At 47.6% G+C, this 15,929-nt stretch carries 13 protein-coding genes; 5 read left to right on the forward strand and 8 right to left on the reverse strand.

Features of this window, described 5'->3' with window-relative positions:
• Window positions 1–113: 113 nt before the first annotated feature.
• The 5 genes from addB (at window position 114) to hlpB (ending at window position 12,251) form a co-directional block, all read left to right on the forward strand.
• The gene (gene addB, locus MKY10_RS05690) at window positions 114–3,614 is read left to right on the forward strand and encodes a helicase-exonuclease AddAB subunit AddB (RefSeq protein WP_044052572.1); all 3,501 of its coding nucleotides are present in this window, start codon (window positions 114–116) and stop codon (window positions 3,612–3,614) included.
• Window positions 3,601–7,299, forward strand: coding sequence for a helicase-exonuclease AddAB subunit AddA (gene addA / locus MKY10_RS05695; RefSeq protein ID WP_015252409.1), 3,699 nt, complete (start codon window positions 3,601–3,603; stop codon window positions 7,297–7,299). The genes addB and addA overlap by 14 nt, the downstream gene beginning before the upstream one ends.
• A 71-nt stretch (window positions 7,300–7,370) precedes the next feature.
• Window positions 7,371–8,546: an exonuclease subunit SbcD gene (gene sbcD, locus MKY10_RS05700; protein WP_015252408.1), complete on the forward strand. Its 1,176-nt coding sequence runs from the start codon at window positions 7,371–7,373 to the stop codon at window positions 8,544–8,546.
• The gene (sbcC, locus tag MKY10_RS05705; RefSeq protein WP_015252407.1) at window positions 8,543–11,935 is read left to right on the forward strand and encodes an exonuclease subunit SbcC; all 3,393 of its coding nucleotides are present in this window, start codon (window positions 8,543–8,545) and stop codon (window positions 11,933–11,935) included. The genes sbcD and sbcC overlap by 4 nt, the downstream gene beginning before the upstream one ends.
• Window positions 11,936–11,948: 13 nt before the next feature.
• Entirely contained in the window at window positions 11,949–12,251 is a 303-nt protein-coding gene (gene hlpB / locus MKY10_RS05710) for an HNH nuclease-like protein HlpB (protein WP_015252406.1), read from the forward strand.
• A 36-nt stretch (window positions 12,252–12,287) separates the two neighbouring features.
• Here the strand turns inward: hlpB and MKY10_RS05715 are convergent, their stop codons facing one another.
• The 8 genes from MKY10_RS05715 to MKY10_RS05750 all read right to left on the reverse strand — a co-directional run bounded on the left by MKY10_RS05715 (window position 12,288) and on the right by MKY10_RS05750 (window position 15,883).
• A complete protein-coding gene (locus tag MKY10_RS05715; protein ID WP_003233096.1) occupies window positions 12,288–12,506 on the reverse strand; it encodes a spore germination protein in 219 nt (72 codons plus the stop codon).
• Window positions 12,507–12,537: 31 nt separating this feature from the next.
• Complete coding sequence (locus MKY10_RS05720; RefSeq protein WP_015252405.1) at window positions 12,538–12,939, reverse strand: spore germination protein GerPE; 402 nt, start codon at window positions 12,937–12,939, stop codon at window positions 12,538–12,540.
• Window positions 12,939–13,115 carry a spore germination protein GerPD gene (gene gerPD / locus MKY10_RS05725; RefSeq protein ID WP_003233093.1) on the reverse strand — a complete coding sequence of 59 codons (177 nt, stop codon included), beginning with the start codon at window positions 13,113–13,115 and terminating at the stop codon, window positions 12,939–12,941. Before gerPD ends, MKY10_RS05720 begins: the two co-directional genes overlap by 1 nt.
• Complete coding sequence (locus MKY10_RS05730; protein ID WP_015252404.1) at window positions 13,112–13,729, reverse strand: spore germination protein GerPC; 618 nt, start codon at window positions 13,727–13,729, stop codon at window positions 13,112–13,114. The genes gerPD and MKY10_RS05730 overlap by 4 nt, the downstream gene beginning before the upstream one ends.
• Window positions 13,730–13,751: 22 nt before the next feature.
• Complete coding sequence (gene gerPB, locus MKY10_RS05735; protein WP_003233090.1) at window positions 13,752–13,985, reverse strand: spore germination protein GerPB; 234 nt, start codon at window positions 13,983–13,985, stop codon at window positions 13,752–13,754.
• Between the two features lie 14 nt (window positions 13,986–13,999).
• Window positions 14,000–14,221 (reverse strand): spore germination protein, encoded by a 222-nt coding sequence (locus tag MKY10_RS05740; protein WP_003233088.1) that lies wholly within the window; start codon window positions 14,219–14,221, stop codon window positions 14,000–14,002.
• Window positions 14,222–14,643: 422 nt separating this feature from the next.
• On the reverse strand, window positions 14,644–14,814 hold the full coding sequence (gene yisI, locus MKY10_RS05745; RefSeq protein ID WP_003233086.1) for an aspartyl-phosphate phosphatase YisI: 171 nt from the start codon (window positions 14,812–14,814) through the stop codon (window positions 14,644–14,646).
• A 145-nt stretch (window positions 14,815–14,959) separates the two neighbouring features.
• Window positions 14,960–15,883 carry a CotH kinase family protein gene (locus MKY10_RS05750; protein ID WP_015252403.1) on the reverse strand — a complete coding sequence of 308 codons (924 nt, stop codon included), beginning with the start codon at window positions 15,881–15,883 and terminating at the stop codon, window positions 14,960–14,962.
• Between the last annotated feature and the right edge of the window lie 46 nt (window positions 15,884–15,929).

Here is a 15,929-nt window from a genome sequence, read left to right on the forward strand (position 1 = left end):
AGATAATCAGCTTTTTATATGTGAAAAGGCCGTTTTTACCAATAGATCAGATTGGTCATTTTCGTCAACATTCGATAAAATATATAGAGATAAAAAGAGAGGGGTCTTCTAATTTGGGAGCAGAGTTTTTAGTAGGCAGGTCCGGGAGTGGAAAAACGAAGCTGATCATCAACAGCATTCAGGATGAATTGCGCCGGGCTCCATTCGGGAAGCCGATCATTTTTCTAGTCCCGGATCAAATGACGTTTTTAATGGAATACGAGCTTGCTAAAACGCCAGATATGGGCGGGATGATACGCGCTCAAGTGTTCAGTTTTTCACGATTGGCCTGGCGCGTCCTCCAGCATACGGGAGGAATGAGCAGGCCGTTTCTGACGAGCACCGGCGTACAAATGCTCCTGCGGAAGCTCATTGAGGAGCATAAACAGGAGTTCAAAGTCTATCAAAAAGCGAGTGACAAAAGCGGGTTTACCGCACAGGTTGAGCGGATGCTGACAGAGTTTAAGCGCTATTGTCTGGAACCGGAGGATATCCGCCGGATGGCGGAAAGCGGAACGGCTTCCGAGTATCGCGGAGAACGTGTTTTATCTGAAAAGCTCCATGACTTATCAATTCTGTATCAGCAAATGGAAAAAAGCCTCGCAGATCAATATCTTCACTCTGAGGATTATTTGACATTGCTGGCAGAGCATATCCCGCTTGCGGAAGATATAAAAGGCGCCCATATCTATGTGGATGGCTTTTATCAGTTTACCCCGCAGGAATTCAGGGTGTTGGAGCAGCTTATGGTTCATGCGGAGCATATCACGTTTTCGCTCACAGCGGACAAGCCGTCATATGAGCGGGAGCCGCATGAACTGGAATTGTTCAGAATGACGGGGAAAACCTATTACCGCCTGCATCAGAAGGCGAAGGAACTGAATTTGGACATTACGTATAAAGAGCTGAGCGGGACTGAGCGGCATACAAAGACGCCGGAATTGGCGCATCTAGAGGCACAGTATGAAGCGCGTCCGGCCGTTCCATACGCAGAAAAACAAGAAGCCCTTACTGTGATGCAGGCCGCAAACAGACGAGCTGAGCTGGAAGGCATTGCCCGGGAAATTCACGCCCTAGTCAGAGAGAAGGGATATCGCTATAAGGATGTAGCAATTCTTGCGCGCCAGCCGGAAGACTACAAGGATATGGTGAAGGAAGTTTTCGCAGATTACGAGATTCCTTATTTCATTGACGGAAAAGCATCTATGCTGAACCATCCGTTAATTGAATTTATCCGGTCAAGCCTTGATGTTCTGAAAGGGAATTGGCGTTATGAAGCGGTGTTTCGCTGCGTGAAAACCGAACTGCTATTCCCGCTCAATGAACCGAAGGCCAAAGTGAGAGAACAGGTCGATCAGCTCGAAAATTACTGTATCGCCTATGGTATTAAAGGCGACCGCTGGACAAAGGGCGATCGGTTCCAATACAGGCGTTTTGTGTCATTGGATGATGATTTTGCGCAGACTGATCAGGAAATCGAAATGGAAAACATGTTGAATGACACCCGCGATTGGATTGTTCCGCCGCTTTTTCAGCTTCAAAAACGCATGAAAAAAGCGAAGACGGTTCAAGAGAAGGCGGAGGCGCTCTATCGTTATTTAGAAGAGACGGATGTGCCGCTGAAGCTGGATCAGGAAAGGCAGCGTGCTGAGGATGACGGCAGAATCATTGAAGCGCAGCAGCATCAGCAGGCGTGGGACGCAGTCATTCAGCTGCTTGAGGAGTTTGTTGAAATGATGGGAGATGATGAGATTTCTCTTGATTTGTTTCAGCAAATGATAGAAGCCGGCGCGGAGTCGCTTACGTTTTCTCTAATTCCGCCTGCGCTTGACCAGGTGTTTGTCGGCAATATGGATTTGTCCAGAATGTATGGCACCTCCTGCACCTTTGTGCTCGGGGCAAACGACGGCGTTCTGCCGGCACGCCCTGATGAAAACGGGGTCCTGTCGGATGATGACCGGGAATGGCTGAAAACGATTGGGGTTGAGCTATCCTCAGGCGGACGGGAGCGTTTGCTTGATGAGCATTTCCTCATCTACATGGCGTTTTCAAGTCCGTCTGACCGGCTTTACGTATCGTATCCGATTGCTGATGCGGAAGGAAAAACGCTTTTGCCGTCGATGATCGTTAAGCGGCTGGGAGAACTGTTTCCGCATCATAAGGAGCGCCTGTTAACAAATGAACCTGAACAGGTCAGCGATGAGGAACAGCTGATGTATGTCGTGAATAAAAGCGTGGCACAGTCCTTTACCGCGAGCCAGCTCAGGTTATGGACTCGGGAATACGACATCAGCGACGTCTGGTGGAGCACGTACAATGTGCTGATGAGTGAGCAGGACAGGCTGCAATCGAAAAAGCTGTTCTCAAGCCTGTTTTTCCGGAATGAAGTGAAGCAGCTTGAACGCAGCGTGTCGAGACAGCTCTATGGTGAACGCATTCAGGGCAGTGTATCGAGAATGGAAACCTTTAACGCATGCCCGTTTTCCCATTTTGCGTCACACGGGCTGCATTTGAAGGAACGGCAATTCTTCAAGCTTGAAGCACCGGATATCGGCCAGCTGTTTCATTCCAGCTTAAAGCTGATTTCGGACAGGCTGCGTGAGCAAAAGCTGGATTGGCGCGATTTAACGAAGGAGCAGTGCGAGCTGTTTTCCTATGATGCGGTAGAGCGGCTGGCACCGAAACTGCAAAAGGAAATTCTGCTCAGCTCAAACCGGCATTATTATGTGAAGGAAAAACTGCAAAAAATTGTGACACGTGTGTCCGGCATTTTAAGCGAGCATGCGAAAGCGAGCGGATTCGTACCGATCGGGCTTGAACTGGGCTTTGGAGGAAAAGGGCCGCTTCCGCCGCTGACCTTTCAACTGAAAAACGGTTGTACGATGGAACTCGTCGGGCGAATTGACCGTGTTGATAAGGCTGAAAGCTCAAAAGGCCTGCTCCTCAGGATTGTCGATTATAAATCAAGCGACAAAGGCCTTGACTTAGCGGAAGTATATTACGGATTGGCACTGCAAATGCTGACGTACCTTGATTTATCGATTACACATTCAGCTGACTGGCTCGGGATGAGGGCGACGCCTGCCGGAGTGCTGTATTTCCACATTCATGACCCGATGATTCAATCTAATCTCCCGCTTGGGCTTGACGAGATTGAACAGGAGATCTTTAAGAAATTTAAAATGAAGGGCTTGCTCCTCGGTGATCAGGAAGTGGTTCGCCTCATGGATACAACTCTTCAAGAGGGACGTTCAAATATCATAAACGCCGGCTTGAAAAAAGACGGATCTCTCAGATCAGACTCGGCAGCAGTCGGTGAAAAGGAATTTGATCTTTTGACAAAGCATGTGCGCCGCACCTTCCAGGAAGCGGGCGAACAAATCACCGACGGACGCGTATCCATTGAGCCGTACAAAATGAAGAACAAGACGCCGTGCACATACTGTGCGTTCAAATCAGTATGCCAATTTGATGAATCACTGGAAGAAAACGAGTATCGCCCATTAAAGGCTGAAAAGGACAAGACAATACTTGAGTGGATAAAAAAGGAGGCGGATGGCAATGAACATTCCTAAACCGGCAGACAGCACATGGACAGATGACCAATGGAATGCCATTGTTTCAACCGGCCAGGATATTCTTGTGGCAGCGGCTGCGGGCTCTGGTAAAACCGCTGTGCTCGTTGAACGAATGATTCGGAAAATCACCGCGGAGGAAAACCCAATAGATGTAGACCGTCTTCTCGTTGTGACATTTACAAACGCCTCAGCGGCAGAGATGAAGCACCGAATCGCAGAAGCCTTGGAAAAAGAGCTTGTACAGCGCCCCGGCTCGCTGCATATTAGACGCCAGCTGTCTCTTTTAAACCGGGCCAGCATTTCGACGCTCCATTCCTTTTGCCTGCAAGTGCTGAAGAAATATTACTACTTGATCGATCTTGATCCGGGCTTTCGGATAGCTGATCAGACGGAAGGCGAGCTGCTCGGGGATGAAGTGCTTGACGAGCTGTTTGAAGACGAATACGCAAAGGGTGAAAAGGCGTTTTTTGAGCTTGTTGACCGCTATACGACAGACCGGCATGATCTGGATCTGCAATTTCTCGTTAAACAGGTGTACGAGTATTCCCGATCCCATCCCAACCCGGAGGCGTGGCTGGAAAGCTTTGTTCATTTGTATGATGTATCAGAAAAGAACGCCATCGAGGAGCTGCCGTTTTATCAATATGTCAAAGAAGATATTGCAATGGTGCTTAACGGGGCGAAGGAAAAGCTCTTGCGCGCGCTTGAGCTGACGAAAGCGCCGGGCGGCCCGGCGCCGCGTGCTGACAATTTTCTTGATGATCTTGCTAAGATTGATGAACTGATTCAGCATCAGGACGATTTCAGTGAACTATATAAGCGGGTGCCCGCCGTCTCTTTTAAGCGTGCCAAAGCAGTAAAAGGGGATGAGTTCGATCCAGCGCTCCTTGATGAGGCGACAGATTTGAGAAACGGCGCAAAAAAACTGCTTGAAAAGCTCAAAACCGACTACTTCACGCGAAGTCCTGAACAGCACTTGAAAAGCCTAGCCGAGATGAAGCCTGTCATTGAAACGCTCGTACAGCTTGTCATCAGCTATGGAAAACGATTCGAAGCTGCGAAACAGGAAAAATCAATCATCGATTTTTCTGATTTGGAGCATTACTGTTTAGCGATTTTGACAGCTGAGAATGACAAAGGTGAACGTGGGCCGAGCGAGGCTGCAAGGTTTTATCAGGAACAGTTTCATGAGGTGCTCGTTGACGAATATCAGGATACCAACCTCGTGCAGGAATCGATTCTGCAGCTTGTCACAAGCGGGCCGGAGGAGACTGGTAACCTGTTTATGGTAGGAGATGTCAAACAGTCGATTTATCGATTCAGGCTTGCGGAGCCGCTTCTTTTCCTCTCTAAATACAAACGGTTTACAGAGAGCGGAGAAGGCACGGGGCGGAAAATCGATTTAAATAAAAATTTCCGAAGCCGGGCTGATATTTTAGACAGCACAAACTTTTTATTTAAACAGCTGATGGGCGGCAAAATCGGTGAGGTCGATTATGACGAGCAGGCTGAGCTGAAGCTTGGTGCAGCGTATCCGGACAATGACGAGACGGAAACAGAGCTGCTGCTGATCGACAACGCAGAAGATACGGATGCAAGCGAGGAAGCAGAAGAGCTTGAAACCGTGCAGTTCGAGGCCAAGGCCATCGCTAAGGAAATTCGCAAGCTGATTTCATCGCCATTTAAGGTGTATGACGGAAAAACGAAAACACATCGCAATATTCAATACCGGGATATCGTGATTTTGCTCCGTTCGATGCCGTGGGCTCCGCAAATCATGGAGGAGCTGAGAGCACAGGGCATACCGGTTTACGCCAATTTAACGTCAGGCTATTTTGAAGCGGTCGAAGTCGCCGTCGCGCTTTCTGTGCTGAAGGTGATTGATAATCCGTATCAGGATATACCGCTTGCCTCTGTGCTGCGCTCACCGATTGTCGGAGCAGATGAAAACGAGCTGTCTTTGATCCGGCTTGAAAATAAAAAAGCGCCGTACTATGAGGCGATGAAAGACTACCTGGCTGCTGGTGACCGGAACGATGAGCTTTATCAAAAGCTAAATACGTTTTACGGACATCTGCAAAAATGGCGCGCGTTTTCGAAAAACCACTCAGTATCTGAGCTGATTTGGGAAGTGTACCGCGACACCAAATATATGGATTATGTCGGCGGGATGCCGGGCGGAAAACAGCGCCAGGCCAATTTGCGTGTTCTTTATGACAGGGCGCGTCAATATGAATCAACGGCATTTCGCGGCTTGTTCCGTTTCCTGCGGTTTATCGAACGCATGCAGGAGCGGGGCGATGATCTTGGTACGGCGAGAGCGCTCAGCGAGCAGGAGGATGTTGTCCGCTTAATGACGATTCACAGCAGCAAAGGGCTCGAATTTCCAGTCGTGTTTGCAGCAGGTCTCGGCCGGAATTTCAACATGATGGATTTGAACAAATCGTACCTGCTGGATAAGGAGCTCGGATTTGGCACGAAGTATATTCATCCGCAATTACGCATCAGCTATCCGACGCTTCCGCTCATTGCGATGAAGAAAAAAATGCGCAGGGAGCTGCTGTCAGAGGAATTGCGTGTTCTCTATGTTGCATTAACGAGAGCGAAGGAAAAGCTGTTTCTGATTGGCTCATGTAAGGATCATCAGAAACAGCTTGCAAAATGGCAGGCATCCGCGTCCCAAACTGATTGGCTTCTGCCAGAATTTGACCGCTATCAGGCGAAAACGTATCTAGATTTCATCGGGCCGGCTCTTGCCAGGCACAGAGACTTGGAGGATTTGGCTGGTGTGCCAGCACACGCTGACATCTCAGATCACCCGGCTCGTTTTGCCGTTCAAATGATCCATTCCTATGATTTGCTTGATGATGATCTGGAAGAAAGAATGGAAGAAAAAAGCGAGCGCCTAGAAGCGATCCGCCGAGGTGAACCAGTTCCCGGCTCGTTTGCGTTTGATGAAAAAGCCCGCGAGCAGCTGAGCTGGACATACCCGCATCACGAGGTGACGCAAATTCGGACAAAGCAATCGGTTTCTGAGATCAAAAGAAAAAGAGAGTACGAGGATGAATACAGCGGCAGGGCCCCTGTAAAGCCGGCTGATGGAAGCATTCTGTTCAGACGTCCCGCTTTTATGATGAAAAAAGGCCTGACAGCAGCAGAGAAAGGGACTGCCATGCATACGGTTATGCAGCATATCCCGCTGTCACATGTGCCGTCGATAGAAGAAGCTGAGCAGACGGTTCACAGGCTTTATGAAAAAGAGCTTCTCACTGAAGAACAAAAAGACGCTATTGATATAGAAGAAATCGTGCAATTTTTCCATACAGAAATCGGCGGACAGCTGATCGGCGCAAAGTGGAAGGACAGGGAAATACCATTCAGCTTAGCGCTTCCGGCCAAGGAGATCTATCCTGATGCACAGGAGGCAGATGAGCCGCTTTTAGTGCAGGGGATCATTGACTGTCTCTATGAAACTGAGGACGGATTATATCTATTGGATTATAAGTCGGACCGGATTGAGGGCAAATTCCAGCATGGATTTGAAGGAGCGGCCCCGATCTTGAAGAAACGATATGAAACGCAAATTCAGCTGTACACGAAGGCAGTGGAGCAAATTGCAAAAACAAAGGTAAAGGGATGTGCGCTTTATTTCTTTGACGGAGGGCACATTCTGACATTATAGCGAGATCCATAAGCTCCGGAATTTCAGGCGGAGCGGGTCTCGTTTTCTATATAAAAGAGAGGTGAAAGCATTTGCGGATTTTACATACGGCTGACTGGCATCTTGGAAAAACGCTTGAAGGAAGAAGCAGGCTGAGTGAACAGGCCGATGTGCTGGATGAAATGAATACGATTGTAAAGGATGAGCAGATCGATGCCATTGTAATGGCGGGGGATGCATTTGACACCGTAAACCCGCCAGCTTTAGCCGAGCAGCTGTTTTATGAAAGCCTGTCTGCGCTTAGCGACAGAGGAAAGCGCCCGATCGTAGTCATTGCCGGAAACCACGATAATCCTGACCGTTTGTCCGCCGCTTCACCGCTGACACATGAAAACGGCATTCATTTAATCGGTTATCCGACAACAGAGCCGATTCATATTGAAGTGCCTTCAGCAGGAGAGCTTTTGGCGGTTGGAGCGCTGGCGTATCCATCTGAAGCGCGGTTAAATGAAGTGCTATCCGATACGTTTGATGAAAAGCTGCTCCGTGATCACTATGATGTGAAAATCAGGCAGGCGTTTGAGCATATGACAAGCCGGTTCCGGAACGATGCAGTGAAGATTGCCGCCAGCCATATTTATGTGGCAGGCGGAAACCAAACCGATTCAGAACGGCCGATTGAAGTCGGCGGTGCATACACGGTGGCTGCTGAAAGCCTGCCGGCAGATGCCGCTTACGTGGCGCTTGGCCATTTGCATCGCCCGCAAACGATCAAGCGGGCGCGGACGCTTGCGCGTTATTCAGGATCTCCGCTCGCCTACAGCTTTTCTGAAGCGGGCTACGCAAAATCAGTGACGATTGTGGACGCAAAGCCTGGGGAAGAGGCCACTTGGCAAGAGGTGTTATTATCAAGCGGCAAGCCACTTGTGAAGTGGAAAGCGGCAAATGGATTGAGTGAGGTGTACAGCTGGCTGGATGAAGGCAGAGATCAGAATGCTTGGATTGACTTGGAAATCCGTGTCGCGGACCAGCTGTCACTTGAAGAGATTCACAGGCTGCGGAAGGCGCACCCGGGCTTTATCCATATCAGGCCGGTTTTTGAAGAACAGAACAAAGACCGGAAACGGATCGAGGTTAAACATGTCTCAATCGAGGACCGCTTTAAGAAATTTTATGAAAAACAAACTGGCGGTGCGGTGCCGGATGAAGAAATGGTGAAGCTGTTTTTAGAGCTTGCATCAGGCGTTGAAGAGGAGGATGCGAAATGAAGCCGATCGCCTTAAGCATTAAGGGGCTCCACAGCTTTAGAGAGGAGCAGACGATAGATTTTGAAGGCCTTTCCGGTGCCGGTGTTTTCGGCATTTTCGGCCCGACAGGAAGCGGTAAATCCTCTATTCTCGACGCAATGACGCTTGCTTTATACGGAAAGGTGGAACGGGCGGCGAATAATACGCACGGTATCTTAAACCAGGCGGAAGATACGCTGTCTGTTTCCTTTACCTTTGCGCTTCAGACGAATCACCAAATCTCATACAAAGTCGAGCGTGTGTTTAAGAGAACGGATGAAATGAAGGTAAAAACGGCACTTTGCCGCTTCATCGAAATCAAGGACGAGCATACGGTGCTGGCTGATAAAGCCAGCGAAGTGAATAAAAGAGTTGAGGAGCTCTTAGGGCTGACGATCGACGATTTTACGAGAGCGGTGGTGCTGCCCCAAGGGAAATTTGCTGAATTTCTGTCTTTAAAAGGGGCAGAGCGCAGGCATATGCTTCAGCGTTTATTTAATTTGGAGCAATATGGAGACAGGCTTGTGAAAAAGCTGAGACGGCAGGCGCAGGAAGCCAATGCGAGAAAAAATGAAATGCTTGCTGAACAGTCCGGTCTCGGTGAGGCGAGCTCAGAGGCAGTGGAGCAGGCTGAAAAGGCTCTCGAACAAGCTGAAGCCCGGCTGGAAGCGATGAGGAAGAACCGTGATCAGGCGAAGGAGCGGTTTACAGAGCATCAGGAGATATGGAATGTCCAAAAGGAAAAATCCGCTTATGAAGAAGAGGAAAAACGTCTCGCAGAAGAACAGTCGCATATAGACAGCATGCAAAAACGCCTGCTGGAAGCAGAAACAGCAGCAGCCCTTAAGCCCTATGCGGACCGGTACGCAGAAGCGATCCAGCATGAGGAGCAAGCTGAAAAGGAACAAACGCTAGCCCAAAAGGATTTAGCAGACCGGACAGCTTTCTTTCAGCAAAAACATGAAGAGTATGAAGCGTGGCGCCAGCATAAAAGCGAGAAAGAGCCTGAGCTTTTAACAGAGCAGGAACAGCTTTCACGCTTGCAGGAAATCGAAATCAAACTGAGTGAGGCCAAGCAAGAGGAAGAGCGCAAAAAGGCTGACCTTCGGCAGAAAGAAGAGGCTCTTCAATCTGTCATGAATGAATTGGAGACGGTAACAGACCGCCTGACACGAGGGCAAAACAGACAGACAGAATTGAAACAGCAGCTCAAATCCCTGCAGGTGACATCCAATGAGCGAAAAAGCTGCCATCAGGCTGCAGAAATGGCATTGCGCATCAGACAAACCGAGGAGCAAATCAAAAAAGAGAAAAAACGAAGTGAAGAATTGAACCTCGTGCTGCAGAAGATGAATGAAGAGAAGAATACACTCGTTCAAAAGACGGAAGCGGAAGAAAACAACATCATTCAGGCATATGAGGCTGTACAAACTGTGTACCATTTGGTGTGCGAAACGGAACGCTCATTAACACGTATGACGGAAGAGACTAGAAAGAGCCAACACACGCTTCACTTACAGCGTGAAAAAGCAAGGGTGGCACTGCTGACAAAAGAGTTAGCCCAAAAGCTGACTGCCGGTAAGCCTTGCCCGGTATGCGGTTCAACCGATCATGATCCATCTGCCTCAGTACATGAAACATATGAAGCCGACAGCCATCTTGAAGAGGACATTAAACGGACAGATGTGTTATTGACGGAAGCTGCAGCTCTCAGCCAGGAGATTCTTTCAGCCAAAATTACGCTTGAAGAACAGTCCGCGCGCTTTATTGAACAGTGTCCGTTTTTGCAGACAATTCAAGCGCAGAACCTTGAAGCGGCAGCTTCCTTCGAAAATCAGCCGGTGTATGAAGCATTTGAAACTGTCAAATTCGAATGGAAACGAATCAAGCAGGACATTCTTTCTGTTAAGACACGAATGGCACAAATGATCGGCGCCTATCAGGAATCTTTAAAAAAGGCCGAGCAGCTTAATGAAAAAATCGGTTTTGAAAAAAGAGAAGCTGACCGTATTGAAAGCATCATCAGCGAGCTTCAATCCTCAATGGACAGCAGTCTGAACATGTTTAAAGAAGCATTTCAGAATCAATCTGTGGACGAAGCAGAAAAATGGCAGCAAGCCATTGAAGAAAAGGACCGGGCTGCAGAAGAATGTGAAAAACGAATTGAGAAGAGTATCGCGTTTCTTGCTGAGCATGAAGCACAAAAGGAAAAACTGCGGGAATCGGGACACCGGCTTGAACGGGAAAAGCTGGAGCTTCATTATGCGGCTGAACGCATCAAGAGCGTGATAGCTGATTATGAGCACGAACTCGGAGATTATGCAAAAGGAGATTCGATTCAAATCAAACTCCGCTCTGTCCAGCAGGATCTAAAGCTGTTAAAGGAAAAAGAACAATCTTTATATGAAGAACTGCAAAGCGCCCAAATGAAGCTCAACCAAGCGAAAAGCCGCGCTTCTGCAAGCGAGCTCACTCTTCAAGAGGCGAAGGGCAGATTGGAAAAAGCAAAAGCTGCTTGGCTTGAGCATACAAAAAACACCTCCATTACCCTGACTGAGGAGGTTGAACAAAGTCTCATCCCAGCTGATGAACTTGAAAAGATGAAAACCGGCATAGACCAGTTTATGGATAAACTGAAGCAAAATGCTGCAAACTTAAAACGAGTAGCAGAGATACTTGCCGGCAGAGCATTATCAGAGAGCGAATGGAACGAAACCGTTGCAGCATTACAAAAAGCTGAGGACGCATTTGGCGCTGCTATAGAGGAAAAAGGCGCGGCAGCAAAAGCACTGGCTGTCATTCGCGACCATCATAAACGGTTTAATGAAATTGAAGCTGAACTGAAAAAATGGCAGACGCATATCGACAGGCTGGACAAGCTGCAAGCTGTGTTTAAAGGCAATACCTTCGTTGAATTTTTAGCTGAGGAGCAGCTTGAAAGCGTTGCGAGGGACGCTTCAGCAAGACTCAGTATGCTGACAAGACAGCGCTATGCCATCGAAGTAGATTCAGAAGGCGGCTTCGTGATGCGGGATGATGCGAATGGAGGCGTAAGACGCCCGGTTTCCAGTTTGTCTGGAGGAGAGACCTTCCTCACATCGCTTTCACTTGCTCTTGCGCTGTCTGCGCAGATTCAGCTTCGCGGGGAATACCCGCTTCAGTTCTTTTTCTTAGATGAAGGCTTCGGCACACTGGATCAAGATCTGCTTGATACGGTTGTAACGGCCTTGGAAAAACTTCAGTCAGACAATCTGGCTGTCGGTGTCATCAGCCATGTGCAGGAACTGCGTGCACGGCTTCCGAAAAAGCTGATCGTCCATCCGGCTGAACCGAGCGGCCGCGGTACGCGGGTATCACTTGAGTTGATGTGAGGGAGGAGCGGATATGGCAAAGCAGACTGCCGGAATATGTGAGCTGTGCGGCCGGAGCAATGTCCAGCTGACAGAGCATCATCTCACACCGAAAGAGGAAGGCGGAACGTTTTTGCCGACAGCGATGCTCTGTATTCCTTGCCATAAACAGATTCATGCCTTATATACCAATCAAGAGCTCGCCGTACGTTTAAACGGAATGGCTGAACTCAGAAGCGATCCAGAGCTTGCCCGGTTTGTCAAATGGATCAGAAAACAGCCGCCTGAGAAGCTGATCAAAACAAAGAAATCAAATGAACGAAAAAAGAAAAAATGACTAAAAAGCAGCCCTCTCTTTGCAGAGCGGCTGCTTTTATCCGTTTCCAACCATATCCTGATCGTTGACATCGGGGTCTATATAATTTGTCGCGTTGACTGCGTTATTTAATAGAAGGAAATCTCCCGTGTTTCCTGCTCCCGAACCGAGCGCAGATTTTGAAGAGCTTTTCGGAGAAAGGTAAAAGGAATCACCAAAGTTTACGACTCCGCCCGATATGGAATTGATAGCTATAGGCCCGACAATTGCTGGCATAAACGACACCCTTTATCGAAGTCTCTGTTTATTATATGTTCTTGGCGGGCGATTGTGAGCGGGGAGACTGAATCTGTCTGATATGTTTGAGTCTCGCATCACCGCGAATAAGCGAAGCTGATCCGGCATGTAAAACAGAAGAGGCTGAGACCCCTTGAATTTTGATGCTGCGAACATAAATAGCCGGCACCTCGTGGCAAAACGCGCTTTGTACACCTGTTTCGGGGAGTGGCTTCACGGCCTGCTGCTGAAAGATCTGATACTCCTTTTTGTTAAATGAGCCTTCATTATGGTAAAACGTGGACAGAGAACGCTGCACAGCAAATACTTTTACACTCATATTGATTTCATTTGTGTCGCCAACTTGAAACACACTTGCGATCCCGAGAGAATTAAACTTAACTAGTCTGATGCGTGATATGCGTTTAAGCATTATTCTGGCGCAAGCGGAGCAAACGGCCCAATAATAAGAGATTCAGGCGGTGTATCAAAAATAGAAGACAGGTAGATGGATTCAGTGTCTCCGATGTGGAAAACGGAGGAACTGGACACACCGTTCATCCGAATGTCCCCGACTTCCAAGCTGCGGTTGATGACTGTAAAGATCATGCTTGCTCATCTCCTTTCATTTCTGATGGAATATGCTCCAGAAAGTGTTCTACAGCGCGGATGACATCACGCTTCACATGCTCAGCGATATGTTCTGCATATTGTGCAGGCGGTGTATGTTCTTCTTTTTTGATATGGGACATATAATAATGGATTCGGCTGTCCATTTGTTTTCTGATGTCTTCAATAACATGATGTCTGTTTGTATCGTCAAGTCTGCTGTCATATTGGTTTTCAAGCTGTTCCAAAATATCTGGGATTTCCTCGGTTAAGTACATGTCGACATTCTGGCGGATCTGCTGCATGAGCTGAGCGCTCTCTTCCTGCTGCATCATCCCGATTTGCGGTGTCGACTGGCTGACGTCAAAGTTTTGGACGCTGTTCGGGTCAGTCGGATTTAAGCCGATATTCAAAGTTCCGTCGAGCCTTTCGATTTTCAGCTGATCAAATTTATACTCCACACGCTCAATGGTAGTGGCCGGCCGCTGTTTCATCGTATTCATTTCAGTTTGAATCTCTTTCAGCTGACGTTCGAGCTGCTGAATGTGAATCGCCTGCTGCTGAACGAAGGAATTCAAGTTTTGCAGGTAAGAGGAAACAGATTGATCATACATGTTCTTCACCTCTTTCATATGATTAACGGCCAGGAGGCTGGAGCGGGACCAATGAACCTGTGTCGGGCTCCTGCAGCTGGAGCGGTTGCCCTGAGCCAGAAACTTCTGGTGCCGGTTCTACATAGCTTCCTGTATTATACAAATTTGACAGTGACTTGATTGATCCGGCGCTCCCGATTTGCAGAATGGAGGAGTTGCTGATTGATTCCAGCCGGAGATAGTTGATTTGAATGGTTTGATTAATATAGAAGTTCATGAGCCTCACTCCTTTTACGCATTGGCCACGATCGGCTGATCAACCGCATCATTGTCATACACATTCGTCGCGTTTTGATAATTCATCACCTTGAGGCTGTCGCCGGTATTAAAGCTGCCAGCACCGGCAAACGTTCTGACCTGAGCCTGAGGAGAAATCGTAATGCAGTCCCCGATGTGAACGACTCCGCTCGTACCAATCGCATTAATTTTAAACGCTCCGACAATGGCCGGCATACGAGCACATCCTTTGTTGAAAAATTAAAAAAAGACAGGTAAAGTGAAATGACAATTCTGATTTCAATTGGGCTATTCACGATAGCTTATGACAAACGCACATATGTGTGAGAGAAATTTAAAGGGGACATATCGGCTCTTGATGAAAGCGTTTTATTTTTTCGGGCCGTTATGTTTAAACATGGCAAAAGAGGATGTTGGGTATAAATTGAGCGGAAATGCGGCGAAGGATGCCGCTATCCGCCTATGGTGATTTTTGTTTATTTCTTTGGTGTTTTTGCGTGTAGAATGCTTTTTGGAGTATGTCGTGCTGCGGTATTCGATTTTTGGGCGGGCACATTCTCGCCCTGAGGTATATCCCAGAAGTGCTGAGCAAAAAGCGGAGTTACATGTGGTGTATTCTAATTGTTATAGAAAATGATTTACATACGGGAGTTTTCAAGATATCTCCCAAAAATCATTTCTTCTTTAATCCGGGTATTCAGCAGGATATCCAGCTCTTGGCTGCATTGAATCGTTTCTTTTGAATTCATGCCGTATTTTTGTGCGGTTTCAATTAGTGTGATCCTCATTTCTTCAATTTTACTGTTCATTACGCTATCTCCAATTCTAGATTTTATTTTGATATAAATACAGGATATCGTTAGTATAACCTATTTTGGCTCAAAAGGTTGCCTTTCGTCAATTTGACTAAAAAAGCGACAATTTTTGCTGCGGCCTTTTTTAATGGAGAAAGGACTAAAGTCTTGCTAAGTGTGCTTGCAAAAAGTCCTGCCGTTCCTCAATTTCTCTAAGTATGTTTGTCTGCTCCTTTTCGATCTGAAAGGGGCTTTTTTTGATAAAAGGATCATCAGCAGCACTTTGACAAATGTCAAGGTGCCATTCGTTGATGAGAGGAGATAATCGTTCAATAGTAAACGACCGCTTCAGCACGTTTTTCATTAATGTGTGATATTGCGACCGGAAGGCGGGAATGGATAGAAGCCTTGACGAAAGCGTCTTTCCTTTTGTCAGAAGCGGGTCTTCTTCATACCATTCTTGTACGGCAAGCGATCTTGTCTCCATCGGGGAAACGTAAAGCCGACCGGATTCGTTTAAACAAAATGTGTAGTAAAAGCCTTGATTGGTGCAGGCGTTGCCGATCAGCCACAAAAAAAACAGCTTGACATCCAGATACAATTTAATCCTTTCAGCCAATTCGTCATCTCCGGCTGTGCGGATCAGTATGAAAAATTCATGTAAGAATGCCGAGGAATCATTGTTAAAAAGGGACAACGGAACCCTTGGATCGGCCGTCTTCACTCCGTAACTCCTTTTACCGGCTGGCTGATGGTTCTTGATGTTCAAATAAATGCCTTCAGGCTGGCCATTGATGGTCAGAAAGCTGTACGAGGCAACGGGAGCAGGTACGCCGATCTGGTCAAAAAAACAATAGGCGAGTCTGCGCCGCATCAGGGACGGATCATCCTGTTCTGCATTCAAAAAAAGTGTCCTTTCACCAAGCAGAGACTTTTCCCAGCTGATTTCATAGGATGCCTTTTCCGCTCTGTCACGCTGTGTGAGAAGAATGGGAGAAACAGATCGATCTGTTACGAAAAGCCCCTTGGCAGTACCTTTCCTTTTCAGCTGATCCCGATGAAAAAATAAATGCACGCGCTCCATATTCTTTCCTCCTTCTCAAAACGACATTTGTATGATATGTAGAGCA

Origin of the sequence: Bacillus sp. FSL P4-0290, from assembly GCF_037975435.1 — a bacterium.
GTDB classification, from domain to species: Bacteria; Bacillota; Bacilli; order Bacillales; family Bacillaceae; genus Bacillus; species Bacillus subtilis.